Genomic DNA, 24,156 nt, shown 5'->3' on the forward strand with positions numbered 1-24,156 from the left:
GGCCCCGGCCAGCTTCGGCGCGGCCGCCAGCAGGGCCGTCGCCTGCGGCGCCGGGGTGGCGATGATCACCGAGCTGAACGGCCCGTGGCTGCGGCCTTCGGTGTCTTGCAGGGTCCAGTTCTCCTCGCCGCGGAAGACGTCGACGATGCGGCAGTTGAACTCCACCGGCAGCGCACTGAGCAGGGCGCGGGTGATCGAACTCATGCGCGGCGTTCCGACGAAGCGAACCTGCTCGTCCGGCGAGGCGCTCAGTTGACCGTTCTGGAACTGATAGAGGCTCGGCGACCATTCGGCGACCCAGCCGCGCTGGCACCATTGCTGCACCACCTCGGCGAAGCGCCGGTCACGCGCGGTGAAGTACTGCGCGCCCATATCCAGCGCGCCCGCCTCGCTGCGCTTGCTGGCCATGCGGCCGCCGCTGCCGCGGCTCTTGTCGAACAAACGAATCTCTTGGCCGGCGTCCAGCAGCGCATGGGCCGCGGAAAGACCGGCGAGGCCGGTGCCGATGATGGCGATGGGAGTAGTCATGAATTACCTCGTGAGCCTTCGACTGCAGGCTGGCTCCTGTACAATTTCTTGCGCTGTACAGTTTGGACACGTCTTCGCGACACAGTTCAGCCTAGAGCCAACCCGGGAACACGTCACGCGTCCATTCGCGCGACCGGGGGAAATACCGACCCGCGACCTGCCTGCGGCCCTGTCCCGCAGTCTCGATCGCCCCGATGAATTTTCTCTAGCGGTGCGGCGCGCCGGTCGCTTCGTATAATCGACGCACGACGCCACGCCTAAGGATCACGCATGACCGATCACGCCCTGCTGCTGGTCAACCTGGGTTCGCCCGCCTCCACCTCGGTGGACGACGTGCGCCGCTACCTCAACCAGTTCCTCATGGACCCTTACGTGGTCGACCTGCCGTGGCCGCTGCGCCGGCTGCTGGTCTCGCTGATCCTGATCCGCCGCCCGGAGCAGTCGGCGCACGCCTATGCCTCGATCTGGTGGGACGAGGGTTCGCCACTGATCGTGCTCAGTCGCCAGTTGCAGGAAGCCGTGCGCCCGCACTGGCCGCACGGCCCGGTGGCGCTGGCGATGCGCTACGGCGAGCCGTCGCTGGAAAACACCCTGCGCGAGCTGGCCACCCAGGGCGTGCGCAAGGTGACGCTGGCGCCGCTCTACCCGCAGTTCGCCCAGAGCACCACCACCACGGTGATTGAGGAGGCGAAGCGAGTCATAGCGCAGCACGGGCTCGATATCCGCATGGGCGTGCTGCAACCCTTCTTCGCCGAGCCGGAATACCTCGATGCGCTGGTGGAGAGCGCCAGGCCCTACCTGGACGAAGGCTTCGATCACCTGCTGCTGAGCTTCCACGGGCTGCCCGAGCGGCACATCCGCAAGCTGGTGAAACAGCCCAAGCACGACCTGCGCGCACCGGACAGCAAGGGTGTCAGCGACGAAGTGCTCGCGGTCTGCTACCGCAGCCAGTGCCAGCGCACCGCCGAAGCCTTCGCCGAACGCCTCGGCTTGCGCCCGGACCAGTGGTCGGTGTCCTTCCAGTCGCGCCTGGGCCGGGACAAATGGATCGAGCCCTACACCGAAACCCGCCTCGGCGAACTCGGCGCGCAGGGCGTCGGCAAGCTGCTGGTGATGTGCCCGGCATTCGTCGCCGACTGCATCGAAACCCTCGAGGAGATCGGCCAGCGCGGCCAGGAACAGTTCGCCGAGGCCGGCGGCGGCGAGCTGAAGCTGGTGCCCTGCGTGAACAGCCATCAGCGGTGGGTGGAGGCGTTGGTCAGGCTGTGTGAGCGGGTGGTGGTCTAGGACCTCGGCCGTCGGCCTGACCCGTGTAGCCGCGCCGGAGTGATGTAAACCCTCGGACATGTAGGGTGGATGACGCTCTTTTCATCCACCGTTACACCGCCAGTGGATCGGTGAAGCGTGACCCACCCTACGCGCCCTACCGCTCCTCCTTCACCCTGAACCAGGCCGCATAAAGCGCCGGCAGGAACAGCAGCGTCAGCGCCGTCGCCACGATCAACCCGCCCATAATCGCCACCGCCATCGGCCCGAAGAATACGCTGCGCGACAGCGGAATCATCGCCAGCACAGCCGCCAGGGCGGTCAACACGATCGGCCGGAAACGCCGTACCGTCGCGTCGATGATCGCGTCCCAGCGGCGCTGCCCGGCGGCGATGTCCTGTTCGATCTGGTCCACCAGGATCACCGAGTTGCGCATGATCATGCCCGACAGCGCGATGGTGCCGAGCATCGCCACGAAGCCGAACGGCTGATTGAACAGCAGCAGGAACAGCGTCACGCCGATCAGCCCCAGCGGCGCGGTGAGGAACACCATCAGCGTGCGCGAGAAGCTCTTCAGCTGCAGCATCAGCAGGCTCAGCACCACCACGATGAACAGCGGCACGCCGGCGTTCACCGAATTCTGCCCCTTGGCCGAATCCTCAACGGTGCCGCCGACCTGCAGCAGGTAGCCATCGGGCAACTGCTCGCGGATCGGTTGCAGGGTCGGCTCGATCTGCTTGACCAAGGTCGCCGGTTGCTCGGTGCCGTAGATGTCGGCGCGCACGGTGACCGTGGGCAGGCGGTCGCGGTGCCAGATGATGCCTTCCTCGAAGCCATACTCCAGGGTCGCCACCTGCGACAGCGCCACGCTGCGCCCGTTGCTGGTGGGCACCGCCAGGCTCGGCAGCAGGGCGAGGTCCTGGCGCTCGCGCGGGGTGCCGCGCAGAAGGATTTCGATCAGCTCGTTGTCCTCGCGGTACTGACTCACGCTGGAGCCCGACACCGCGCTTTGCAGGAAGCTCGACAGGTCGGCGGTGGTCACGCCCAGCGCCCGCGCGCGCTCCTGGTCGACATTCAGGTAGACGACCTTGCTCGGCTCCTGCCAGTCCAGGTGCACGTTGGAGACGTGCGGGTTCTCGCGCACCTTGTCGGCGACCTGGCGCGCCAGGCCGCGGACCTCGTCGATGTGCTCGCCGGACACGCGGAACTGGATCGGATAGCCCACCGGCGGGCCGTTCTCCAGGCGCGACACGCGGGTGCGCAGGCTCGGGAACTGCTCGTTGAGGGTCTGGATCAGCCAGACGCGCAGCGCCTCGCGCTCCTCGATGGACTTCGCCAGGACCACGAACTGGGCGAAGCTGGTGGCCGGCAACTGCTGGTCCAGCGGCAGGTAGAAGCGCGGCGAACCGGTGCCGACATAGGCGACGAAGTTGTCGATGCCCGGACGCTCGGCGAGCATCTTCTCCAGTCGCCGCACTTCGGCTTCGGTCGCCACCAGCGAGGCGCCCTCGGCAAGCTTGAAGTCGACCATCAGCTCGAGCCGGCCGGACGCCGGGAAGAACTGCTGCGGCACGAAACGGAACAGGGCCACCGCGCCGACGAAGGCCGCCAGGGTCAGCACGATCACCGTCTTGCGGTAGCGCACGCACCAGCCGACCAGCCGCCGCACGCGCAGGTAGAAGGCCGTCGAGTAGGGATCGTGGGCGCCCTCGCCGTGCTTTTGCGCGTGGCGCTTGGCCAGGTCCGGCAGCAGGCGGTCGCCCAGGTAGGGAACGAAGACCACCGCGGCGAACCACGACACCACCAGCGCGATGGCCACCACCTGGAAGATCGAGCGGGTGTATTCGCCGGTGCCGGACTGCGCGGTGGCGATCGGCAGGAAGCCGGCGGCGGTGATCAGCGTGCCGGTGAGCATCGGAAACGCGGTGCTGGTCCAGGCGTAGCTGGCCGCCTTCAGCCGGTCGTAGCCCTGCTCCATCTTGATCGCCATCATCTCCACCGCGATGATCGCGTCGTCCACCAGCAGCCCCAGCGCCAGCACCAGCGCGCCGAGGGAAATCTTGTGCAGGCCGATATCGAAGTAGCGCATGGTGGCGAAGGTCATCGCCAGCACCAGCGGGATCGACAGCGCCACCACCAGCCCGGTGCGCATGCCCAGCGAGAAGAAACTCACCAGCAGGACGATGCCCAGCGCCTCGGCGAGCACGCGGACGAACTCGCCGACGCCGGTCTTCACCGCCGCCGGCTGGTCGGACACCTTGCGCAGCTGCATGCCGGCCGGCAGGGTTTCCTGGATTCGCGCGAACTCGTGTTCCAGCGCCTCGCCGAGCACCAGGATGTTGCCGCCGGGTTTCATCGACACCGCCAGGCCGAGGGCGTCCTCGCCCATGAAGCGCATGCGCGGCGCCGGCGGGTCGTTGAAGCCGCGCTTGACCTCGGCGACGTCGCCGATGCGGAAGCTACGGTCGCTGACGCGGATCGGGAAGTCGCGGATCTCCTCCACCGACTCGAAGCGCCCGGTGACGCGGAGCTGCACGCGGTCGCTGGCGGTCTCGAAGAAACCCGCCGAGGCGACCGCGTTCTGCGCCTCGAGCGCCTGCTGCACCGCACTCATCGGCAGGCCGAGGGTGGCCAGCTTGACGTTGGAAAGCTCGATCCAGACCTTCTCGTCCTGCAGGCCGACCAGTTCGACCTTGCCGACGTCCTTGACCCGCTGCAGCTGCAGCTGGATGCGGTCGGCGTAGTCCTTGAGCACGGCGTAGCTGTAGCCGCCGCCGGTCAGCGCGTAGATGTTGCCGAAGGTGGTGCCGAATTCGTCGTTGAAGAACGGCCCCTGGATGCCGGCCGGCAGGGTATGCCGGATTTCGCTGACCTTCTTGCGGATCTGGTACCAGAGCTCGGGAATTTCCACCGAGTGCATGGAGTCGCGCGCCATGAAGGTGACTTGGGAAAGCCCCGGACGCGAGAACGAGACGATACGCTCGTACTCGCCGGTCTCCATCAGCTTCTTCTCGATGCGCTCGGTGACCTGGCGCGACACCTCTTCGGCGCTGGCGCCCGGCCAGTTGGTCTGGACGACCATGGCCTTGAAGGTGAACGGCGGGTCCTCGCTCTGCCCCAGCTTGCTGTAGGACAGCGCACCAACGACGGCGATCAGCAACATCACGTAGAGCACGATCTGGCGGTTTTTCAGCGCCCAGGCGGAAAGATTGAAGCCCATCGCCGCTTACTCCTTGGCTGCCAGCTTGATCGCACGGTTGTCGCGATCCACCGGACGGATCTGCTGGCCTTCGCGCAACACCTGCACGCCGGCCGCCACCACCCAGTCGCTGGCCTTGAGGCCCTCGAGTACCGGAACCAGGGTTTCGCCGTAGGCGCCGATGCGCACCGGCGTGCGTTTCAGCGTGGCGGTCTGCGGGTCGACTCGCCACACGAAGGGCGCGCCGTTCTCCGCCGACAATGCCGACAGCGGCACCGCCAGGGCCTGGGCGGCGCCGGTGCTGGCGAACACCCGCGCGCTCTGGCCGAGCTCCGCGGGCACCGTGCCAACGTCGAAGGCGACCCGTGCCGGGAAGGTGCGCGACTGCGCGTCGGCGGCCGGCGACAGCTCGCGGATGTGCGCCGGGTAGCGCTGGCCGGGCTGCGACCACAGCTCCACCTCGATCGGCTGGCCGATGCGGAAGCGCTCGAAGGCGTGCTCGGGCAGGTTGATCGCCACCTCGCGCTCGCCATCCACCGCCAGGCTGAACAGCGTCTGCCCGGCCGAAACGACCTGCCCGACATCGAAGCGCCGGCTGGCGATCACCCCGTCCTGCGGCGCACGCAGCACCGCGTAGCCGGCCTGGTTGTTGGCGACGTTGAACTCGGCGCGAATCTGCCGCAGGCGGGCCTCGGCGGAAAGGAAGCCGTTATGCGCGCTGTCGTACTGCGAGCGGCTGACCATCTGCCGGTCGAGCAGGCGCTGGTAACGCTCGCGCTCGGCCTTGGCCAGTTGCAGGTTGGCCTCGGCGGCGGCGACCTGCGCGCGGCTGGCGTCCAGCTGCAGGCGCACGTCCTGCGGGTCCAGCTCGGCCAGCGGCTGGTCCTTCTTGACCCGCTCGCCCACTTCCACCAGGCGCTGGGTCACCTTGCCGCCGATGCGGAACGCCAGTTCCGGCTCGTAGCGCGCACGTACCTCGCCCGGAAAGCTCTCCGAGGCGGCACCCGCCGGCTGCGGCTGCACCACCATCGCGGGGCGCGGCGGAGCCGGGGGCGCCTGGGGTTTTTCGCAAGCGCCAAGTGCCAGCGCGAGGGACAGGACGGAAAGCGGAGCGAGGAAACGGGGTGACATGTTCGGTGGCCCTTCGCAGACGGCGTTTTGGAATTCTTATACTGGCGGGTATAGTAAAAATAGAAAACTCACCAGTCCAGTATTTAAACGGCGAGAATGTCAGACAAATCTTTTCCCGGTAACGGCCCCGGCCGGCCCAAGGACCCCGCCAAACGCAAGGCCATTCTCGAGGCGGCGAAATGCCTGTTCCTGAGGCAGGGCTACGACGGCAGCAGCATGGACGCCATCGCCGCCCATGCCGGAGTTTCCAAGCTCACGGTGTACAGCCACTTCAACGACAAGGAGACGCTGTTCGCCGCCGCGGTGAAGGCCAAGTGCGAAGAGCAACTGCCCGAACTGCTCTTCGAACTGACCGAGGGCGCGCCCATCGAGGCGCAGCTGATGAGGATCGGGCTGGGTTTCCACGCGTTGATCAACAGCGCCGAATCGGTGGGCCTGCACCGCACCATGATCGCCCTGGCCAGTTCCAACCCACGGCTCTCGCAGCTGTTCTACGAGGCCGGTCCGAAGCAGGTGATCGAGGAGATGGCGCGGCTGCTGGCCGAGGTGGACCGTGCCGGGAAACTGCGCATCGCCGACCCGCACGGCGCCGCAGAGCATTTTTTCTGCCTGGTCAAGGGTGGCCACCACTTCCGCCACCTGATCGGCTGCGCCGAAGCGCAGAGCGCGGAAGACGAACAGGCCCACGTGCGCGACGTGGTGGAGCTGTTCCTGCGCGCGTTCCGCCTCGATCCCCTCAGCTGAGGTTGGCCTTGTGCAGGCCGTAGAGCTTGTCGGCCGAGCCGGGCACGGCGCGGAAGGCGACGCTCAGGCGGTTCCAGCCGTTGATCGCGATGATCAGGAAGGACAGCTCGGCCACTTCCTGCTCGGAAAACTGCTCGCGCACCGCGGCGAAGATCGCGTCCGGTACGCCGTGCGGCGGCAGGTGGGTCAACGCCTCGGTCCATTCCAGCGCCGCGCGTTCACGCGGCGAAAACAGCGGCGATTCGCGCCACACGGCGACGTGATGAAGGCGCAGCTCGCGCTCGCCGTGAATCTTGGCTTCCTTGACGTGCATGTCGACACAGAAGGCGCAGCCGTTCAGTTGCGACGCGCGCAGTGTCACCAGATGGGCGATCTCGGCGAGAAAGGGTTTCTTGATCAGCAGAACGCTGAATTCCGCGTAAAGGGCGGCGGCGTCGGGGGACAGCTTGTGGTAGTCGAGACGTTGGCTCATGGTCGTGCTCCGCAGGGTCGGAGGGCCGTTACGGCGAATGCCGTGGTAGCCCGGTGAAGACGACTGTACGGGGCGATGGCCTAGTCACGTAGAGCCAAGTTCGACCTGTTTGACTGGGACATGAACGAGCGCGCGATCAGTTGGCTGCGACCAGTTTCTTCAGCGGATAGATGTCGTAGCGGCTGGACTTGCCGTCCAGGCTGTAGCTCGGTTTCGCGCCCTCGATCGGCGGCGCCTTGCGCGGGCGCTTCACCACCACGCGGTGGCTGGCCAGCGCCAGCGCGGCCTGCAACAGCGCCGGCGCGTCCATGTCGTCGCCCACCAGCGGGCGGAACAGGCGCATCTCCTTCTTCACCAGCGCGCTCTTGTCGCGATGCGGGAACATCGGGTCGAGGTAGATCACCTGCGGTGCCTCGTCCTGCCAGACGCCGATCAGTTCGATGGCGTTGCCCACCAACAGGCGCATGCGCGCGACGATCGAACCGACCTCCGCGTCGCCGGCGGCGCGGGCCAGCCCATCCTCCAGCAACGCGGCGATCAGCGGCTGGCGCTCGATCAGGCTGACCGTGCAGCCCAGGGTCGCCAGCACGAAGGCATCGCGCCCCAGCCCGGCGGTGGCATCCAGCACCGACGGCCGAATGCCCGCGCCGACGCCGACCGCCTTGGCGATCATCTGCCCGCTGCCGCCACCGAACCGTCGCCGGTGCGCCACCGCGCCCTCGAGGAAATCCACCCGCACCGGGCCCGGCGCGGCATCGCCCAGTTCGACGAACTGCAAGCCCTCGGCACCCACCTGCACGGCGAACGCCGCGTCGCCCTGCAACGGCAGGCCGAGGCGCTGCGCCCAGCGCTCGGCGGCGGCGCAATGGTCGGCGGAAAGCGCTTCGACGCGCAGGGTCGGCAGGTCGGTCATGGTGCTCGGGGCAGGCGATGAGGGGCGGCCATTCTGCCAGAAGCCGCCGTGACGCGCGCCCGCATGACAGCGGGTCGCGCGCACCCGGCGTTCAGCCGAGTGCCGACGCTCAGCGGCACATCCGGTAAAGCCCCATGTCGACATGGAAATGATCGTGATGGGCGGCGTTGTACTGCGGCCCGAGGGTGGTGTTGAAACTGCCACAGGCGGCGTCGTGGACCAGGCGGAGGAAGCGCGCCGCGTCGTCATCGCCCTTCCAGTCGCGCGCCACGGTGATGCGCCGGCCATCGCGCAGACGGAAGCCGGCGATGTCGAAGGCATTCGCCGAGGCGTGCTGGCTGCGCCGCGTGCTGCCGGCGATGTTGCGGCAGGCGAAGCTGCCGAAGTGCTCGATGCGCGTCACCGGCTGGCCGAACACCGCCTGCGCGGCGGGCTGCAGGCCGTGCCGCTCGAACATCGCGTAGGCCACCGCCAGCGGACAGGTGGCGACGAAGGAGCCGCTGAAGGCCAGCTCCGACGCCTGCACGCGCACCGCGTTCTCGATCGGACAACCGGACACCGGGCCATCGGCGACGGCGCTGTAGCGCAGCGCGGAGCTCTGCAGCGCCTGTGCGCACAGCTCGCGGTCCTGCTGCAGGCGCATCAGCTTGAGCGGCGTCAGCAGGTTCGGCTCCAGGCGCACATCCAGCGGCGCCCAGAGGTTCCACTGCGGTGGCACGTCCCACCAGCCGCGCCAGATCGCCACGACCGGCGCGGCGAGGATCAGCAGCAGCAGGAGGAACTTGCGCATCGGCTAACGAAAGGCCTCGTTGAGTTCGGCGAAGCTCAACCCGCGCGCGGCGTAGGCGAAGGTCCCGCTGTTGGCGATCTCCTGCGCCGCCTGGAAGAAGCCGCTGTAGGCCGCGCGCGCCAGCGACGAGCCGACGCTGATCCGCCGAACGCCGAGCCCGGCCAGCTCGTCGACGGACAAGGCGCTGCCCGACAGGCCCATCAGTACGTTCAGCGGCTTGGGCGCCACCGCGCGCACGGCGGCGGCGATGTCTTCGCGGCGGATGAGGCCGGGCGCGTAAAGCACATCGGCGCCGGCTTCGGCGTAAGCCTCCAGGCGGCGCAGGGTGTCGCGCAGGTCGTCGCGCCCGTGCAGCAGGTTCTCCGCCCGCGCGGTGAGCATGAAGGGGAAATCCAGGCCGCGTACCGCCTGCGCCGCCGCGCGCACGCGCTGCACGGCATCCTCGAACGGATGGATCGGCAGCGCCGCGTCGCCGCTGGCGTCCTCTATCGAGGCGCCGACCAGGCCGACCGCCGCGGCCCGGCGGATCGCCTCGGCGCAGCCCTCGGTGGTGGCGCTGAAACCGTTCTCCAGGTCGGCGCTGACCGGCAACGGCGTGGCCTCGACGATTCCGCGCGCATTCGCCAGGGTCTGCTCCAGGTCCAGCGCGCCCTCGCCGTCCGGGCGGCCGAGGGAAAACGCCAGGCCCGCGCTGGTGGTAGCCAAAGCCGGAAACCCCAATGCCGCGAGCAGCTTCGCCGAGCCGGCATCCCAGGGATTGGGGATGACGAACGCGCCGTCGCGCGCGTGCAGCGCCTTGAACGCCTGGCCGCGAGATGCCTGGGACGTCATCGAATAGCCCTCCGCAAAAAAACCCACCTTACCCTCAAAGCAGATCGAGCTGCGACGTGCGCAACTCCGGGAGCGCTTCCAGGCCGGGCAGGCGCCGGCGCAGTCGCTCGTGGAAGCGCTTGGCCTGCTCGCCGGCCAACCGGTTGTCCGGCGTGTGCAGGTAGATGTGCGGCGTCAGGCCCTGCTCGATCCACTCGGCGAGCTTCTCGACCCAGCGCGTCAGGTGCGCGTCGTTGGCGTCGAGATCCGGCCCGCCGATAAACCGCACCTGCGGCGAGGCGCTGAAGGACGTCGGCCGCACCGACGCCAGGCGCGGCTTGCGCCGCTGCGCATCGAGCACCGCCGGGTCGTCGCTGCGGCAGGCGAAGAGCGCGCGGGCGTCCAGGCAGATGCGCTCCACACCCCGATCGCGCAGCAGCCGATTGAGCGCCCGCTCGGCATCGCTGGCATCGAAGAACTGCGCATGCCGCACCTCGACCGCCAGCGAGCGCTCGTCCAGTGCATCGATGAAATCGCCCAGTTCGGCCAGGCGCTGCGGCCCGAAGGCCGCCGGCAGTTGCAGCCAGAGCGGTTGCAGGCGCTCGCCCAGCGGCGCCATCAGCGCGAGGAAGCGCCGGGCGCTGGCCAGGTTGTCACGCAGGTCGCCCTCGTGGCTGATCTCCTTCGGCAGCTTGGCGCAGAAGCGGAAGTTCGCCGACAGGGTCTGCGCCCAGCGGGCGACCTTGGCGGCATCCGGCCAGGCGTAGAAGGTGGTGTTGCCCTCGACGGTGTTGAACAGGTGGCAGTAATGGGCGAGGAAGTCTTCGGCGGCCGCCTGGCGCGGGAAAACCGAACCGCGCCAGGCAGCATCGTTCCAGGAAGGGCAACCGAGAAAGTACGGGAGCGGCACTAGGCGTAGAGGTCGAGGCCGAGGACTTCGTTGGCGTCCAGCTCGCTGGCGTAGCTGGCAGTGGTGCTGTAGCTGGCCAGGGCCTGGGCGGCGCGGCTGGTCACCGGACGTTCGTAGGTGTCGGTGTAGCGGACGATGGGCAGGCTGTCGTTGTTCGACTCGCGGACGGTCTTGCTCGGCTCGACCTGACGCGGCTGCGCGACGCTCTCGAAGTCCTGGCTGGCGGCCGTCGAGGTGGGATCTTCCTGGCGCAGCTCATCCCCGCGCGAAACGTCGCGGTAGGGCGCGATCGCCGTTCCCTGCCGGGAGGAGCGATCCACTGTGTAGGGGGATGTATAACCGTCGATACGCATTGGATAACCTCAAGGTTGCGCCACTCTAATCGGTCGCCTGAAGGCTGGCAATCGTCGCCGGCACGGCGGCCGGGAGCGCGGATGAACGGCGCTCCACACCTGCTCCGACCGGGCCCGCGCAGGCCCCGTTCAGCCGCCCCGCCGAGCGGTTTCTAGAGCGGTGTTTTGGGCGTCGCCACGTTGTCGCGCAGATACACGGGCTGCGCCGCATCGGCTTCGACACCTTCGCCGCGCGCCCAGGCGAAACCGGCGAGCGCGAGCAGGTCTTCGGCGTGCGGCAACAGACTGGCGTCCAGTGCCTGCGGCGCCACCGGCAAGCGCGCCACGTACCCCCAACCCGTGCCCGCGCCGAACCAGTTGCCGGCGGCGTTGCGCGGCAGGCCGACGCGTTCAGGCGGCAGGACGGCCTCGGCGCCGAGCAGGCGCATCTCGCCAGCCTCCAGGCGATAGCAACCCCAGTACACCTCGTCCATGCGCGCGTCGATGGCCGCGGCGACCTGGGTGGCGGCGTGCTCGCGGTGAGCGCGCTGGGCAAGCACGGCGAGATCGGAGATCGGCAGCACCGGCCGCTCCAGGGCGAACGCCAGGCCCTGAACCACACCGATGGCGATACGCACGCCGGTGAAGGCACCAGGGCCCCGGCCGAACGCGATGGCGTCCAGCGCGCTCATGCCGATGCCGGCCTCGGCGAGGATCTCGCCGATCATCGGCAGCAGCCGCTGGGCATGCAGGCGCGGGATCACCTCGTGACGCACCAGCACCCGTTGCTCGTGGAGCAAGGCAACGGAACAGGCTTCGGTGGAGGTGTCCAGGGCCAGCAAGGTGGTCATCGGTGGGTCCGCAGTGAGGGAGGAAAAGGCCGCGCATTATAGCCGCAGCGTGCCGCTCGCAGCGGTGTGCGACACAAACGAAAACGGCCCGCGAGCGGGCCGTTCGGAACGCTCGATGGGTCAGCTCAGCGCGGCGAACACCTTGGCGGTGATGTCCTCGACCGAACCCACGCCCTGCACGGCGGTGTATTTCGGTGTGCCCTCGACGGCCGCGAGCTGCTGGTAGAAGTCCACCAGCGGTTTGGTCTGAGAGTGGTACACCGACAGGCGGTGGCGCACGGTCGCTTCCTTGTCGTCGTCACGCTGGATCAGCGCTTCGCCGGTGAGGTCGTCGACGTCCGCAACTTTCGGCGGGTTGTGCTCGATGTGATAGACGCGGCCGGAATCCGGGTGCACGCGGCGACCGGCGATGCGGCTGACGATTTCCTCGTCGTCGACGGCGATTTCCACCACGTAGTCGATCTTCACCCCGGCCTGCTTCAGCGCCTCGGCCTGCGGGATGGTGCGCGGGAAGCCGTCGAAGAGAAAGCCCTTGGCGCAGTCGGGCTGGGCGATGCGTTCCTTGACCAGGTTGATGATCAGGTCGTCGGACACCAGGCCGCCGCTGTCCATCACGCTCTTGGCCTTGAGACCCAGCTCGGTGCCGGCCTTGACGGCCGCACGCAGCATGTCGCCGGTGGAAATTTGCGGGATGTCGAACTTCTCGGTGATGAAGCGAGCTTGAGTACCTTTGCCGGCACCGGGTGCCCCCAGCAGAATCACGCGCATCGCTTTGCTCCTCAAAGTAGTAAGTCGTCGGACCGGCCTCTTGGGGCCGATCTCTATACCGGTTGCGGCGGCAGCGCGGGCTACAGGGCCCGCCCAAAGGTTGACCAAGATACACAGCGCACCGAAGCGGCACAAGCCGCCCAAAGTCGGAGCCTTGACCGCCTTTCGCACGCCTGTGCCGGGCCCGGCGAGCGGTCGCGACGCCCCCGGCGGATGGCCGTAAAAGCGACCTCCTGGCGCTGAATTCCCCCTGCGTTCCGGCCCTCGGGCAACGGCACTAACCGGTGTTGCGCAGACCCGCGGCGATCCCTGCCACACTCACCAGCAGCGCCTGCTCCAGCGGTGCGTCGGGCTCCGCCGGGGATTGCCGCGAGCGCGCCAGCAGTTCGACCTGGAGCAGGTGCAGCGGGTCGAGATAGGCATCGCGCACGCTGATCGACTCCAGCGTCTCGGGACTGTGGCCAAGCAACTGGGACTGTCCGGTCAGGCCGAGCACCGCCGCGCAAGCCTGTGACAATAGGTCGCGCAGCTGCGCTCCGAGCGGGCGCAGCGAGGGTTCCACCAGGCGTTCGTCGTAGAGTCGGGCGATGTCGGCGTCGGCCTTGGCGAGGACCATTTCCAGCATGTCGATGCGGGTGCGGAAGAACGGCCAGGACTCGCGCATCTCGCGCAGCGTCTCGTCTTCGCCGCGCTCCAGGGCATTGCCCAGCGCGCGCTCCCAGCCCAGCCAGGCGGGCAGCATCAGGCGGGTCTGGGTCCAGGCGAATATCCACGGGATGGCCCGCAGGCTTTCGACGCCGCCCTGGCGGCGCTTGGCCGGACGACTGCCCAGCGGCAGGCGACCGAGCTCCTGCTCCGGGGTCGCCTGGCCGAAATAATCGACGAACTGCGGGTTCTCGCGGACCACCGCGCGGTACGCGGCCACGCCATCGGCGGCGAGGCGATCCATCTGCTCGCGCCAGTGCGCCTGCGGCACGGGCGGCGGCAGCAATGTCGCCTCGAGAACGGCAGCCAGGTAGAGATTGAGGTTCTGTTCGGCGATCGCCGGAAGGCCGAACTTGAAGCGGATCATTTCGCCCTGCTCGGTGGTGCGGAAGCGCCCATTCACCGAGCCCGGAGGCTGCGAGAGGATCGCCGCGTGCGCCGGACCGCCGCCGCGCCCGACGGTGCCGCCACGGCCATGGAACAGCAGCAGTTCGACCTGCTGCTCGCGACAGATTTCCACCAGCCGCTCCTGGGCGCGGTACTGCGCCCAGGCCGCCGCCGTAGTGCCGGCGTCCTTGGCCGAATCCGAATAGCCGATCATCACTTCCTGCGGCCCGCACAGGCGGGCGCGGTAATCGGCGAGGCCGAGCAGTCGCTCGATCACCGGGCCGGCGTTGTCCAGGTCGGCGAGGGTCTCGAACAGCGGCACTACACGCAGCGCCCGGCGCAGGCCGGACTCCTTGAGCAGCAGTTGCACGGCGAGGATATCGGAGGCGGCGCCGGCCATGGAGATGACGTAGGAGCCCAGTGATTCCGCCGGAGCCTGCGCGGCGACGCGGCAGGTGGCGAGCACTTCGGCGGTGTCTTCGCTGGCCTGGTAATCCGCCGGAAGCAGCGGCCGGGGACTCTTCAACTCCTCCTGCAGAAAGGCCAGGCGCCGCGCCTCGTCCCATTCGCCGTAGCGGCCCAGGCCGAGGTATTCGGTGATTTCGCCGAGCGCCGCGGCGTGCCGGGCAGCGTCCTGACGCAGGTCCAGGCGGACCAGGAACAGGCCGAAGCTGGACACCCGGCGCAGGCAGTCGAGCAGCGCACCGTCGGCGATCATGCCCATGCCGCACTCATGCAGCGAGCGGTAGCACAGCTCCAGCGGCTCACGCAGTTCGTCGGTGTGCTGCAGCACCGCGGCACCGGGCGCCAGGGATTCGCGCAACGCCGACTGCGCCCAGCTGCGGGTCGCCCGCAGGCGTTCGCGCAGGGTCTTGAGCACCTGCCGATACGGCTCCGGGGTATCGCCGGCACGCGCGCGCAGTGCGTCGCTGGCCTGCTGCATGGACAGGTCGGCGGCAAGCCGGTCGACATCGCGCAGGTACAGGTCGGCGGCCATCCAGCGCGCCAGCAGCAACACTTCGCGGGACACGGCCGCGGTGACATTGGGGTTGCCGTCGCGGTCGCCGCCCATCCAGGAGGCGAAGCGGATCGGCGCGGCATCCAGCGGCAGCCGCTCTCCGCAGCAGTCCTGCAAGGTCCGATCGACGCCACGCAGCACGCGCGGCAGGGCGTGCCAGAGGGAATGCTCGATCACCGCGAAGCCCCACTTGGCCTCGTCCACCGGGGTCGGCCGGACGCGGCGGATTTCCTCGGTGTGCCAGGCCTCGGCGATCAGCCGCTGCAGGTTGTCGCGAACCTCGTCGCGCTCCGCCGCGCCGAGATCGTCGTGGTCCTGCACGGCGAGCTGGGCGGCCATGGCGTCGTACTTCTGGATCAGCGTGCGGCGCGCCACCTCGGTCGGGTGCGCGGTGAGCACCAGTTCGATCTCCAGGCCCGCCAACTGCTTCGCCAGGGCATCGCCGGCATGCCCGTCGCCACGCAGGCGCGCCAGCAGCTCGCCGAGCACGTGGGTTTCGAACGGGGGCGCTTCATCGGCGCGGCGACGGCGGATGCGGTGGTACTGCTCGGCGATGTTGGCCAGGTTGAGGAACTGGTTGAACGCCCGCGCCACCGGCAGCAACTGGTCCTCGCGCAGCCCGTCGAGGGTCTCGCCCAGCTGCCGGGCGCCCTCCTCCGAGCCGCGCCGGGCAGCCTTGGCACCCTTGCGGATGCGCTCGATGCGTTCGAGGAAGTCCTCGCCGTGTTGCGCACGGATGGTGTCGCCCAGCAGTTCGCCGAGCAGATGAACGTCCTCGCGCAGTCGTGCGTCGATTTCCGCCATGCCGGTTCTCCTCCGATCGTTCGCGCCGGCGGTGGGCCGGCAATCAATCTGAACGAGCACGGGCGAAGTTGTTCAAAACCCATGAGCCCGCCATAGGGCGATCAAACCCAACCACCTGCTCCGGAGCGGTACATGCCGGGGAATGAGGTAACCATGAAGATTCGTGAACTGGCGAAACATTGGGAAGAGAACGCTAAGGGCCGACTGACCCGCGGCCAGTACAACATCAACCTGGACCTGGAATCCGCCGCACGCCTGGCGGCACTGTCGGAGATGTATCCCAAGCGCAACGTCGAGGAACTGCTCGCCGAACTGGTCGCAGCCTCGCTGGAAGAGCTCGAAGCCAGCCTGCCCTACGTGAAGGGCAACCAGGTCGTCGCCGTCGACGAACAGGGCGACCCGCTGTACGAAGACATCGGCCCCACCCCGCGCTTCTTGGCCCTGTCGCGTCGCTACCTGCAGGACCTCAGCGAAGAGCGCGAAAGCAGCAGTAACCACTGAGCGCAACTCCCCTCTGCCGTCTAAGCCGCCATCCAGAGCGGCTAGTCGGCGTTCGCCCGGCGTTTTCCGGGCATGTATCTGCTGACCATTCGGTCAGGGAAAACAGTTGGAACATTTGTCCGTTGCCACCAGTCGGAAAAGTATGTCGCCGCTGTCCCGGACGCCGCACAAGCCCCTTCGAGCCCGTGCCGGACCGTCCGGAGACAACGGCGAGATCACGGAATAAACGATCGTACGGAAATCCAGGAGGCACTTCTTATGAACTCAGGTAACGCCAAATCCGCTTCGTCCAGAAGCGGCTTCACGCTCGCCGCGCTGGCCCTCGGCAGCACCCTATTGCTCGCGGGCTGCGCCGGCAATCCGCCCACCGAACAGTTCGCCGTCAGCAACACCGTGCTGAAGAGCGCAACCGTGGCAGGCGCCACGGAGTACGCACCGGTCGAGCTGCGCACCGCGCAGGAAAAGATGGCCCGCGCCGAATCCCTGGCGAAGGAAAAAGACTACGAGCAGGCCCGTCGGCTCGCCGAACAGGCCGAATGGGACGCCCGCGTAGCCGAACGCAAGGCGCTCGCCGCGAAGGCCGAGAAGGCCTACCAGGACTCGCAGCAGGGTGTGCAAGACCTGCGCGAAGAAGGCCAACGCAGCACCATCATCGTCAAGTGATGGCCCGGCAGACGAACTCGAAAAGGATGACTCGTTATGCGTAAGACACTGTTGATACCTGCCCTTTCGGCGCTGACCCTGGCCCTCGCCGGTTGCGCCTCGAAACCCAACCCGAACCTCGACCAGGCCCGCGCCAGCTACAACCAGCTGCAGACCAATCCCCAGGCCGCCATGCTGGCGCCCGTCGAGACCAAGGAAGCCGCGGACATGCTCAGCCGCGCCGAACTGGCCTATTCCGGTGACAACGACCAGAAGACCGTCGACCAGTTGGCCTACCTCACCAACCAGCGCGTGGTCGTGGCGGAGGAAACCATCCGCATGAAGACGGCCGAGAAGAACCTCGCCGGCGCCGCCGCGCAACGCACCCAGGCTCGCCTGGACGCGCGTACCGCGCAGGTGGATTCGCTGCTCGGCACCTTGAAGCCGCAGCCCACGCCGCGCGGCGACATGATCACCCTGGGCGATGTGCTGTTCGAGGTCGACCGGGCTGAGCTTAAGCCGGCGGGTATGCGCCAGCTCTACAAACTGGGCGACTACTTGAAGAAGAACCCCGAGCGCCAGGTGGTGGTCGAGGGCTTCACCGACAGCACCGGCACCGCCTCGCATAACCTGGAGCTGTCGCAGCGCCGCGCCGATTCGGTGAAAACCGCACTGGCCAGCATGGGCATCGCGCCGCAGCGCATCACCACCCAGGGTTATGGCGAGAGCAGCCCGGTGGCGAGCAACGACACGCCGGATTCGCGCGTGCTCAATCGCCGCGTCGAGATCACCATCTCGCCGGATGCCCAGCCGGTCGCACCCCGGGTAATCACCCAGTAAGCGACCCGGCCGCAAGACATGAACCCCGCCTCGGCGGGGTTTTTCTTTCGCAGGGTTCGCCATGCGCACCGCAATCCCCATTCGGGAGCCATTGGTGCGCGCGGCGCACCCTACGTAAACCGCGGCACGGAGAAACCTCGATGGCCTTTTGTGGGGGCTCCATGTGCACCGCAATCCCACTGGGAACCCCAACGGTGCGCGCGGCGCACTCTACGTAGACCACGGCACGCAGAAACGTCGATGGCCTTTCGTAGGGTGCGCCATGCGCACCACCCCCCCCCGGTGAGCCATTGGCGCGCGCGGCGCAGCCTACGAAGGCGGCTCGGCAGGGCAGCCAATTCGCACGCATAAAAAAGCCCCGCTTTCGCGGGGCTCTCGATACAGCGGTGACGGGTCGGCTTACATCATGCCGCCCATGCCACCCATGCCGCCCATGTCCGGCATACCACCGGCAGCAGGCTTGTCTTCAGCCACTTCGGCGATCATCGCTTCGGTGGTGATCATCAGGCTGCCGATGGAGGTGGCGGCTTGCAGCGCGGTACGGGTCACCTTGGCCGGATCGAGGATACCCATCTCGATCATGTCGCCGTAGGTGTCGGTCGCGGCGTTGAAGCCGAAGTTGCCCGAACCCTGCTTGACCTTGTCGACCACCACGCTCGGCTCACCACCGGCGTTGGCAACGATCTGGCGCAGCGGGGACTCGACGGCGCGACGCAGCAGCGCGATACCAACGTTCTGGTCTTCGTTATCGCCCTTCAGCTCGGAGATGGCCTGCAGAGCGCGCACCAGGGCAACGCCACCGCCAGGCACCACGCCTTCTTCGACCGCCGCACGGGTGGCGTGCAGGGCGTCTTCGACGCGGGCTTTCTTCTCTTTCATCTCGACTTCGGTGCCGGCACCGACCTTGATCACGGCAACACCGCCGGCCAGCTTGGCCAGACGCTCTTGCAGTTTTTCACGGTCGTAGTCGGAGGAGGTTTCCTCGACCTGCTTGCGGATCTGCGCAACGCGGGATTCGATGTCGCCTTGCTGGCCGGCGCCGTCGATGATGGTGGTGTTTTCCTTGTTCAGCACGACGCGCTTGGCGTTACCCAGGTGTTCCAGGGTGGCGCTTTCCAGGCTCAGGCCGACTTCTTCGGAAATCACGGTACCGCCAGTCAGGATGGCGATGTCCTGCAGCATGGCCTTGCGACGGTCGCCGAAGCCCGGAGCCTTGACGGCCGCGACCTTGACGATGCCGCGCATGTTGTTGACGACCAGGGTGGCCAGGGCTTCGCCTTCGACGTCTTCGGCAACGATCAGCAGCGGACGGCCGGCCTTGGCGACAGCTTCCAGCACCGGCAGCATTTCGCGGATGTTGGAGATCTTCTTGTCGACCAGCAGGATCAGCGGGCCGTCGAGTTCGGCGACCATGGTGTCCGGCTTGTTGATGAAGTAGGGGGACAGGTAGCCGCGGTCGAACTGCATGCCTTCGACGACGGACAGCTCGTTCTCCAGGCCCGAACCTTCTTCGACGGTGATCACGCCTTCTTTACCGACCTTTTCCATGGCTTCGGCAATGATGTCGCCGATCGAGGAGTCGGAGTTGGCGGAGATGGTGCCGACCTGGGCGATGGCCTTGGAATCGGCGCACGGCTTGGCCAGGTTCTTCAGCTCGGCGACGATGGCGATGGTCGCCTTGTCGATGCCGCGCTTGAGGTCCATCGGGTTCATGCCGGCAGCGACGGCTTTCAGGCCTTCGTTGACGATGGCCTGGGCCAGAACGGTGGCGGTGGTGGTGCCGTCACCGGCGGCATCGTTGGCCTTGGACGCGACGTCCTTGACCAGCTGCGCGCCCATGTTCTCGAACTTGTCCTTGAGTTCGATTTCCTTGGCGACGGAAACGCCGTCCTTGGTGATGGTCGGAGCGCCGAAGCTCTTTTCCAGAACCACGTTGCGGCCTTTCGGGCCGAGGGTGGCTTTGACGGCATCGGCCAGCACGTTCACGCCGACCAGCATTTTCTTGCGAGCGGAATCGCCGAATTTGACTTCTTTAGCAGCCATGGTGATTGATCCTCAATTCTTCAATTAGTGACGGGATTCGCGGGGAATCAGGCTTCGATGACGGCGAGGATTTCGTTCTCGCTCATCACCAGCAGGTCTTCGCCGTCGACTTTCACGGTGTTGCTGCCGGAGTAAGGGCCAAACACCACTTTGTCGCCGACTTTGACGGCCAGGGCGCGCACTTCACCGTTTTCCAGCACTTTGCCGGCGCCAACAGCGACGATTTCGCCGCGGTTCGGTTTTTCGGCAGCGGAACCCGGCAGCACGATGCCGCCTGCGGTTTTGGTTTCTTCTTCGCTGCGACGAATGACGACGCGGTCATGCAGGGGACGAAGCTTCATTGTCGATCTCTCCCAATTGAGTGTTTTCCGGCGCCGGCTCGATGCCGGCGGGTTAAATCCGGCGGTGCCGGTTGCGGCCCGCAGAGCGGACCGCAGAAGACAGCCTGTCGACGTGACAGGGACCTTGCGGTGTCCGCTAGATGCGGGCGTACAAGCGCATTTCAAGGGTCGCGCGCAAAAAAAATTTCGTTATCGCGGCGCAGAGGGGCTGGCATACGAACGCATCCGATCACTGATCGCGGCGTTCGTACTCGCCCTCGATGACATTGGGTCGGGCCGCGTCAGGTCGGGCCGCGTCAGGCCGCGCCGCGCCGCCCGCCGGGTCATCGGAGAACGCGCGCTGGCGCTGCACCTGCGCCTCGATCCGGCGCCCGACGGCCCGCAGGATCATGGCGCGGGTGAAGGGGACGATGAACAGCAGGCCTATGATGTCGCTGAGAAAACCCGGCAGTATCAGCAAGGCACCGCCCAGGGCGACCATCAGCCCCTCGAGCATTTCCTTTTCGGGCAACTCGCCGCGCGCCAGGCGCTCCCGCGCTCGCCAGGCGGTGGCTACACCGGCGACGCGCAGGAGCAGGCCGCCGAGCAGCGCACTGCCCACCAGCAACAGCAGCGTGGGCAGAACGCCGATGGCGCCGCCGACCTTGATCAGCAGCGCCAGCTCGACAACCGGGAACAACAGGAACAGAAAGAAGAAAACGCGCATCGTGGAATCCTTGGCGGAAGAACGGCTTCCGAGGGTATGAGATGACGGTGGGCAGCCGGCATTTCAAGGCCGGCAGGATAGCGACTGTTACCGGATTATTCGTCGCCGGGACCTTCCGGGAACGGCCAGGCGTCGGCACGGGCCAGCGCGACCAGCGCCTGGCGCACCTCGCCGGGGTTGCTGCAGGGCTCTGCGAACGGCAGCCAGTGCAGCGCCGCACCGATGCGCAGGTGAAAGCCTTCGCTGTCGATGCCGACCATCTGTGCCGGTTCGTTGCCCGGCAGGCCGGCCAGCCGGACGTAGTGGGCGATGGCATCGGGGTGATCGTCGTTCATGTGTTCGACCATCGAGGTTTCGCTGGCGCCGGCGAAGGGGTTGGCGAGCTCGACCCGGTCCAGCCAGTGGATCGCGCCGAAGCCGCCAATGTAGCGCCAGCGCACCGGCTGCAGCACCCAGAAGTCGAAGTCGTGGGCCAGGTGATAGTCCTGCGAGGCGGGAAAGTAGCGATAGAACCGCCGGGCCGCCGCTTCGATCTCTCCAGCGCCCTGCAACGGGCTGGCCTCGGCGAGCAGGGTCAGGCGCCCCGCCGCCTGCACGTCCTGCGCGCCACGCTCGCCCACCAGCAGCGAGCACTTCCCGTCGGCCTTGAGGTTGTGGGTATGCTGGGCGATGCGGCTGATGAGGATCAGCGGCCGGCCCGAGGCGTCGAGACAGAACGGCGCCACCGAGCCGAACGGAAAGCCGGGCATGGCCCTGGACTGGGTGGAAAGCACGCCGCGGTACTCCCGCAGCAGCAACCGGCGTGCATGCTGGCTCGATCGAACGCTCACCCAATGACTCCTTGGACGATTCCGTTGAGAATGGACGGGCTCAGCATAACGGGTTCGCCGTGGCGGCGACGACAACAACAATCAGCAGGGGATTCACGATGCAACTCAAGGACAAGGTCATCATCATCACCGGCGGCGGCCAGGGTCTCGGCCGCGCCATGGGCGAATACCTGGCGGCGAAGGGCGCACGCCTGGCGCTGGTCGATCTCAACCAGGAGAAACTCGACGAGGCCGTCGCCGCCTGCAAGGCCGCCGGGGGCGAGGCGAAAGCCTACCTGTGCAACGTTGCCAACGAAGAGCAGGTGACTCATCTGGTGAGCCAGGTGGCCGACGACTTTGGCGCGATCAACGGGCTGGTGAACAACGCGGGAATCCTGCGCGACGGGCTGACCATCAAGGTCAAGGACGGCGAGCTGACCAAGCTGAGCCTGGCGCAGTGGCAGTCGGTGATCGACGTCAACCTGACCGGCGTGTTCCTTTGCACCCGCGAGGTCGCGGCGAAGATGATCGAGCTGAAGAACGAAGGCGCGATCGTCAACATCTCCTCGATCTCCCGCGCCGGCAACATGGGCCAGGCCAACTACTCGGCGGCCAAGGCCGGGGTCGCGGCGGACACCGTGGTCTGGGCGAAGGAACTGGCGCGCTACGGCATCCGCGTGGCGGGCGTGGCGCCGGGCTTCATCGAGACCGACATGGTGGCGAGCATGAAACCCGAAGCGCTGGAGAAGATGACCTCGGGCATCCCGCTCAAGCGCCTGGGCAAGCCGGTGGAGATCGCCCACTCGGTGGCCTATATCTTCGAGAACGACTACTACACGGGGAGGGTGCTGGAACTCGACGGCGGCCTCCGCCTCTAGTTGGGTTTCGATCTGCTGCGCGTCGGCCAGGCGGCGTTGAATGCCGGTTCAGGATGCTCATTTACAGGCGTAAATTCCGCTCTCTCGCCGGCATTCGCCTTGCCTGGCCTGAGCTCGCAAGATCGATACCAGACATCGCCAAGAGCGCCGAAATGAAAAAGCCCCGCGATGCGGGGCTTTTTTCTTGCGAGCGGGGGCTTTTACCAACCCACGCCGAAACCGACGGTGTAGCGGGTTTCATTCAGCTCGCCATCGGAGTTGCCGCTGACGATGTCCTTCTCGGCCTTGAGGTTGAGCGAGGCCCAGTCGGTGACCTTGTAGCGCAGGCCGGCCTCGGAATCCAGGGCGTACTCGGCGACGCCGGACAAGGGTTTGCCGATCTCGCCGTTGGTGAAGATCTCCACCGTCTTGCCGATCAGGTAGCGGTTGTATTCCCACTTCAGCGCCAGCGAGTAGAAGTTGTCCTTGTTGCCGTTGCTGTATTCATAGTCGGTGCGGTTGACCAGCGAGGTGAGCGAGAAGGCGCCCAGTTCGTTGTCCCAGAACTGGTAACCCGGACCGGTACCCAGCGTGCGCTGGCGCGCGAGGTCCTCGATCTTGTCGTTCTTGTAGTCGACACGGCCCTGCCAGAACCACTGTTCGGTGAAGAAGCGGTCGAGCGCGTACTCCAGCTGATAGTTGTTGGTGGTGGTGACGCCGTCGCTGCTTTCGCGGTTGTACTCGCCGTCGCCGTTATGCCGCCACAGGCCGTGCCTGGCCTTGGTCTTGAAGGCCACGTTGTAGTCGTCGGTGTCGGTGTCCGCGCGCTTGTAGTCCAGTGCCAGGTCGATGTTGCCGCTCCAGGTGAAGTCCTGGATCAGTGGCTTGGGCTGAATCATCTGCTGGATGCTCGCCAGCTCGATGGTCTTCGGAGCCTCGGCGCTCCCCAGCACCACCTTGCCGTCGTCGCCCTTGTGCAGGGAGCTCGCCAGTTGCGGGTCCTCGAAGTCGTCCTGGCGAACCAGCATCGGGGTCTCGCTCTCCAGCGTGGCGACCTTCTTCCAATCCAGCGGGATGGAGCCGCCGTAGTCCGTGTCCAGCATCAGCTTGCCGCCATCCAGCACCTTGACCTTGCCGGTCAGGCGATCGCCGTTCTTCAACCATACGGTGTCGGCGAACGCCGAGGTGGTGACACAGCCCAGGGTCAGGCACAGCAGGTTTCTCAACAACATAGGCGTAGGTCTGCTTCCAGGGTTCGGGTAAGTCCGGGCATTATCCGGACGCACGGCAACTGAGCAACCAGACACACAGGCGGAGGGCAAGTTCAATGCAGGCTGCATGCCCGTTTCAGGCGCTTCGGCGCCGTCCATGGCGGCGACGGGCGTGCGGGACGCCGCGCGATGAGCGACTCGACCGACGCTGACGAGGCGCACGCCTGGGCCTCGCCGAACGATCCGCAGGCCCGCCGCGAGGCGCTGTATCTGGTGCTCAGCCAGGTGCCGAGGGGCTGCGTGGTCAGCTACGGACAGCTCGCCGAACTGGCCGGCCTCGGCCGCGCGGCGCGCTGGGTGGGGCGAACCCTGGCGCAGTTGCCGGAGGGTTCGGCATTGCCCTGGCACCGCGTCATAGCCGCTGGTGGACGACTGAGCCTGCAGGCCGGCAGCCCCTCCGGCGACGAGCAGCGCGCGCGCCTGCGCGACGAAGGTGTGAGCGTGCGCAATGACCGTGTGGACATGCGTCGGCACGGCTGGCGCCCGACGGAGCAACGCGGTTAGAGTGCGCCCTTTGC

General features: G+C 67.1%; 24 protein-coding genes. 7 read left to right on the plus strand and 17 right to left on the minus strand.

Annotated elements, in window-relative coordinates:
* The coding region (locus B2X67_RS12160; RefSeq protein WP_286785639.1) for an NAD(P)/FAD-dependent oxidoreductase at positions 1-528 on the minus strand (528 nt) is incomplete at its 3' end.
* 270 nt (positions 529-798) lie between these two features.
* Between B2X67_RS12160 and hemH the strand changes: the two genes are divergently transcribed.
* The gene (gene hemH, locus B2X67_RS12165; protein ID WP_286785640.1) at positions 799-1,815 is read left to right on the plus strand and encodes a ferrochelatase; all 1,017 of its coding nucleotides are present in this window, start codon (positions 799-801) and stop codon (positions 1,813-1,815) included.
* 136 nt (positions 1,816-1,951) lie between these two features.
* Here hemH and B2X67_RS12170 read toward each other — a convergent pair whose 3' ends face one another.
* Together B2X67_RS12170 and B2X67_RS12175 are read right to left on the minus strand one after the other, a co-directional pair.
* Complete coding sequence (locus B2X67_RS12170) at positions 1,952-5,014, minus strand: efflux RND transporter permease subunit (RefSeq protein ID WP_286785641.1); 3,063 nt, start codon at positions 5,012-5,014, stop codon at positions 1,952-1,954.
* 6 nt (positions 5,015-5,020) lie between these two features.
* Positions 5,021-6,124 (minus strand): efflux RND transporter periplasmic adaptor subunit, encoded by a 1,104-nt coding sequence (locus B2X67_RS12175; RefSeq protein WP_286785642.1) that lies wholly within the window; start codon positions 6,122-6,124, stop codon positions 5,021-5,023.
* Positions 6,125-6,220: 96 nt separating this feature from the next.
* Between B2X67_RS12175 and B2X67_RS12180 the strand changes: the two genes are divergently transcribed.
* Positions 6,221-6,868 (plus strand): TetR/AcrR family transcriptional regulator, encoded by a 648-nt coding sequence (locus tag B2X67_RS12180; protein ID WP_286785643.1) that lies wholly within the window; start codon positions 6,221-6,223, stop codon positions 6,866-6,868.
* Here the strand turns inward: B2X67_RS12180 and B2X67_RS12185 are convergent.
* The 9 genes from B2X67_RS12185 to ppc form a co-directional block, all read right to left on the minus strand.
* Positions 6,861-7,340, minus strand: a complete 480-nt coding sequence (locus tag B2X67_RS12185; RefSeq protein WP_286785644.1) for a carboxymuconolactone decarboxylase family protein — start codon at positions 7,338-7,340, stop codon at positions 6,861-6,863. The genes B2X67_RS12180 and B2X67_RS12185 overlap by 8 nt on opposite strands.
* 136 nt (positions 7,341-7,476) lie before the next feature.
* Positions 7,477-8,253 (minus strand): class I SAM-dependent methyltransferase, encoded by a 777-nt coding sequence (locus B2X67_RS12190; protein ID WP_286785645.1) that lies wholly within the window; start codon positions 8,251-8,253, stop codon positions 7,477-7,479.
* A gap of 109 nt (positions 8,254-8,362) precedes the next feature.
* On the minus strand, positions 8,363-9,043 hold the full coding sequence (locus tag B2X67_RS12195; protein ID WP_286785646.1) for an extensin family protein: 681 nt from the start codon (positions 9,041-9,043) through the stop codon (positions 8,363-8,365).
* A 3-nt stretch (positions 9,044-9,046) separates the two neighbouring features.
* Entirely contained in the window at positions 9,047-9,874 is an 828-nt protein-coding gene (locus tag B2X67_RS12200) for an isocitrate lyase/PEP mutase family protein (RefSeq protein ID WP_286785647.1), read from the minus strand.
* Positions 9,875-9,908: 34 nt separating this feature from the next.
* The gene (locus tag B2X67_RS12205; protein ID WP_286785648.1) at positions 9,909-10,763 is read right to left on the minus strand and encodes a DUF72 domain-containing protein; all 855 of its coding nucleotides are present in this window, start codon (positions 10,761-10,763) and stop codon (positions 9,909-9,911) included.
* Complete coding sequence (locus B2X67_RS12210; protein WP_286785649.1) at positions 10,763-11,116, minus strand: hypothetical protein; 354 nt, start codon at positions 11,114-11,116, stop codon at positions 10,763-10,765. The genes B2X67_RS12205 and B2X67_RS12210 overlap by 1 nt, the downstream gene beginning before the upstream one ends.
* 152 nt (positions 11,117-11,268) lie before the next feature.
* Complete coding sequence (tsaB, locus tag B2X67_RS12215; RefSeq protein WP_286785650.1) at positions 11,269-11,946, minus strand: tRNA (adenosine(37)-N6)-threonylcarbamoyltransferase complex dimerization subunit type 1 TsaB; 678 nt, start codon at positions 11,944-11,946, stop codon at positions 11,269-11,271.
* A gap of 120 nt (positions 11,947-12,066) precedes the next feature.
* Positions 12,067-12,714 carry an adenylate kinase gene (adk, locus tag B2X67_RS12220; RefSeq protein WP_282338993.1) on the minus strand — a complete coding sequence of 216 codons (648 nt, stop codon included), beginning with the start codon at positions 12,712-12,714 and terminating at the stop codon, positions 12,067-12,069.
* Positions 12,715-12,991: 277 nt separating this feature from the next.
* A complete protein-coding gene (gene ppc, locus B2X67_RS12225) occupies positions 12,992-15,628 on the minus strand; it encodes a phosphoenolpyruvate carboxylase (protein ID WP_286785651.1) in 2,637 nt (878 codons plus the stop codon).
* 153 nt (positions 15,629-15,781) lie between these two features.
* Here ppc and B2X67_RS12230 point away from each other — a divergent pair, with 153 nt between their 5' ends.
* The 3 genes from B2X67_RS12230 to B2X67_RS12240 all read left to right on the plus strand — a co-directional run bounded on the left by B2X67_RS12230 (position 15,782) and on the right by B2X67_RS12240 (position 17,611).
* Complete coding sequence (locus B2X67_RS12230) at positions 15,782-16,129, plus strand: pilin assembly protein (protein WP_090228818.1); 348 nt, start codon at positions 15,782-15,784, stop codon at positions 16,127-16,129.
* Positions 16,130-16,387: 258 nt separating this feature from the next.
* The gene (locus B2X67_RS12235; protein ID WP_090228820.1) at positions 16,388-16,792 is read left to right on the plus strand and encodes a DUF4398 domain-containing protein; all 405 of its coding nucleotides are present in this window, start codon (positions 16,388-16,390) and stop codon (positions 16,790-16,792) included.
* 36 nt (positions 16,793-16,828) lie between these two features.
* Complete coding sequence (locus tag B2X67_RS12240; protein WP_282338995.1) at positions 16,829-17,611, plus strand: OmpA family protein; 783 nt, start codon at positions 16,829-16,831, stop codon at positions 17,609-17,611.
* 399 nt (positions 17,612-18,010) lie between these two features.
* Here the strand turns inward: B2X67_RS12240 and groL are convergent, their stop codons facing one another.
* The 4 genes from groL to B2X67_RS12260 all read right to left on the minus strand — a co-directional run bounded on the left by groL (position 18,011) and on the right by B2X67_RS12260 (position 21,531).
* A complete protein-coding gene (groL, locus tag B2X67_RS12245; protein ID WP_282338996.1) occupies positions 18,011-19,654 on the minus strand; it encodes a chaperonin GroEL in 1,644 nt (547 codons plus the stop codon).
* A 47-nt stretch (positions 19,655-19,701) separates the two neighbouring features.
* Positions 19,702-19,995: a co-chaperone GroES gene (locus tag B2X67_RS12250; protein ID WP_273233547.1), complete on the minus strand. Its 294-nt coding sequence runs from the start codon at positions 19,993-19,995 to the stop codon at positions 19,702-19,704.
* 229 nt (positions 19,996-20,224) lie between these two features.
* Entirely contained in the window at positions 20,225-20,701 is a 477-nt protein-coding gene (locus B2X67_RS12255) for an FxsA family protein (RefSeq protein WP_282338998.1), read from the minus strand.
* Between the two features lie 95 nt (positions 20,702-20,796).
* Positions 20,797-21,531: a HugZ family protein gene (locus B2X67_RS12260; RefSeq protein ID WP_286785652.1), complete on the minus strand. Its 735-nt coding sequence runs from the start codon at positions 21,529-21,531 to the stop codon at positions 20,797-20,799.
* Between the two features lie 98 nt (positions 21,532-21,629).
* On the opposite strand from B2X67_RS12260, the gene B2X67_RS12265 reads away from it, so the two are divergent.
* The gene (locus B2X67_RS12265; RefSeq protein ID WP_090228836.1) at positions 21,630-22,388 is read left to right on the plus strand and encodes an SDR family oxidoreductase; all 759 of its coding nucleotides are present in this window, start codon (positions 21,630-21,632) and stop codon (positions 22,386-22,388) included.
* Between the two features lie 200 nt (positions 22,389-22,588).
* On the opposite strand, the gene B2X67_RS12270 is transcribed toward B2X67_RS12265, so the two are convergent.
* On the minus strand, positions 22,589-23,599 hold the full coding sequence (locus B2X67_RS12270) for a DUF481 domain-containing protein (protein WP_286785653.1): 1,011 nt from the start codon (positions 23,597-23,599) through the stop codon (positions 22,589-22,591).
* A 168-nt stretch (positions 23,600-23,767) separates the two neighbouring features.
* Between B2X67_RS12270 and B2X67_RS12275 the strand changes: the two genes are divergently transcribed.
* On the plus strand, positions 23,768-24,142 hold the full coding sequence (locus B2X67_RS12275) for an MGMT family protein (protein ID WP_286785654.1): 375 nt from the start codon (positions 23,768-23,770) through the stop codon (positions 24,140-24,142).
* The last annotated feature ends 14 nt before the right edge of the window (positions 24,143-24,156 follow it).

The sequence above is a fragment of the Pseudomonas sp. UBA3153 genome, from assembly GCF_002364635.1.
GTDB classification, from domain to species: Bacteria; Pseudomonadota; Gammaproteobacteria; order Pseudomonadales; family Pseudomonadaceae; genus Pseudomonas_O; species Pseudomonas_O kuykendallii.

Excerpts from the sequence above, each read along its gene's own strand:
- B2X67_RS12235 (WP_090228820.1), top strand. The coding sequence starts at position 16,388 with ATGAACTCAGGTAACGCCAAATCCGCTTCGTCCAGAAGCGGCTTCACG.
- B2X67_RS12250 (WP_273233547.1), bottom strand. The coding sequence starts at position 19,995 with ATGAAGCTTCGTCCCCTGCATGACCGCGTCGTCATTCGTCGCAGCGAA.
- B2X67_RS12170 (WP_286785641.1), bottom strand. The coding sequence starts at position 5,014 with ATGGGCTTCAATCTTTCCGCCTGGGCGCTGAAAAACCGCCAGATCGTG.
- B2X67_RS12210 (WP_286785649.1), bottom strand. The coding sequence starts at position 11,116 with ATGCGTATCGACGGTTATACATCCCCCTACACAGTGGATCGCTCCTCC.
- adk (WP_282338993.1), bottom strand. The coding sequence starts at position 12,714 with ATGCGCGTGATTCTGCTGGGGGCACCCGGTGCCGGCAAAGGTACTCAA.
- B2X67_RS12270 (WP_286785653.1), bottom strand. The coding sequence starts at position 23,599 with ATGTTGTTGAGAAACCTGCTGTGCCTGACCCTGGGCTGTGTCACCACC.
- B2X67_RS12175 (WP_286785642.1), bottom strand. The coding sequence starts at position 6,124 with ATGTCACCCCGTTTCCTCGCTCCGCTTTCCGTCCTGTCCCTCGCGCTG.
- B2X67_RS12195 (WP_286785646.1), bottom strand. The coding sequence starts at position 9,043 with ATGCGCAAGTTCCTCCTGCTGCTGCTGATCCTCGCCGCGCCGGTCGTG.
- groL (WP_282338996.1), bottom strand. The coding sequence starts at position 19,654 with ATGGCTGCTAAAGAAGTCAAATTCGGCGATTCCGCTCGCAAGAAAATG.
- tsaB (WP_286785650.1), bottom strand. The coding sequence starts at position 11,946 with ATGACCACCTTGCTGGCCCTGGACACCTCCACCGAAGCCTGTTCCGTT.
- B2X67_RS12200 (WP_286785647.1), bottom strand. The coding sequence starts at position 9,874 with ATGACGTCCCAGGCATCTCGCGGCCAGGCGTTCAAGGCGCTGCACGCG.
- B2X67_RS12265 (WP_090228836.1), top strand. The coding sequence starts at position 21,630 with ATGCAACTCAAGGACAAGGTCATCATCATCACCGGCGGCGGCCAGGGT.
- B2X67_RS12230 (WP_090228818.1), top strand. The coding sequence starts at position 15,782 with ATGAAGATTCGTGAACTGGCGAAACATTGGGAAGAGAACGCTAAGGGC.
- B2X67_RS12275 (WP_286785654.1), top strand. The coding sequence starts at position 23,768 with ATGAGCGACTCGACCGACGCTGACGAGGCGCACGCCTGGGCCTCGCCG.
- B2X67_RS12190 (WP_286785645.1), bottom strand. The coding sequence starts at position 8,253 with ATGACCGACCTGCCGACCCTGCGCGTCGAAGCGCTTTCCGCCGACCAT.
- B2X67_RS12180 (WP_286785643.1), top strand. The coding sequence starts at position 6,221 with ATGTCAGACAAATCTTTTCCCGGTAACGGCCCCGGCCGGCCCAAGGAC.
- ppc (WP_286785651.1), bottom strand. The coding sequence starts at position 15,628 with ATGGCGGAAATCGACGCACGACTGCGCGAGGACGTTCATCTGCTCGGC.
- B2X67_RS12185 (WP_286785644.1), bottom strand. The coding sequence starts at position 7,340 with ATGAGCCAACGTCTCGACTACCACAAGCTGTCCCCCGACGCCGCCGCC.
- hemH (WP_286785640.1), top strand. The coding sequence starts at position 799 with ATGACCGATCACGCCCTGCTGCTGGTCAACCTGGGTTCGCCCGCCTCC.
- B2X67_RS12255 (WP_282338998.1), bottom strand. The coding sequence starts at position 20,701 with ATGCGCGTTTTCTTCTTTCTGTTCCTGTTGTTCCCGGTTGTCGAGCTG.
- B2X67_RS12240 (WP_282338995.1), top strand. The coding sequence starts at position 16,829 with ATGCGTAAGACACTGTTGATACCTGCCCTTTCGGCGCTGACCCTGGCC.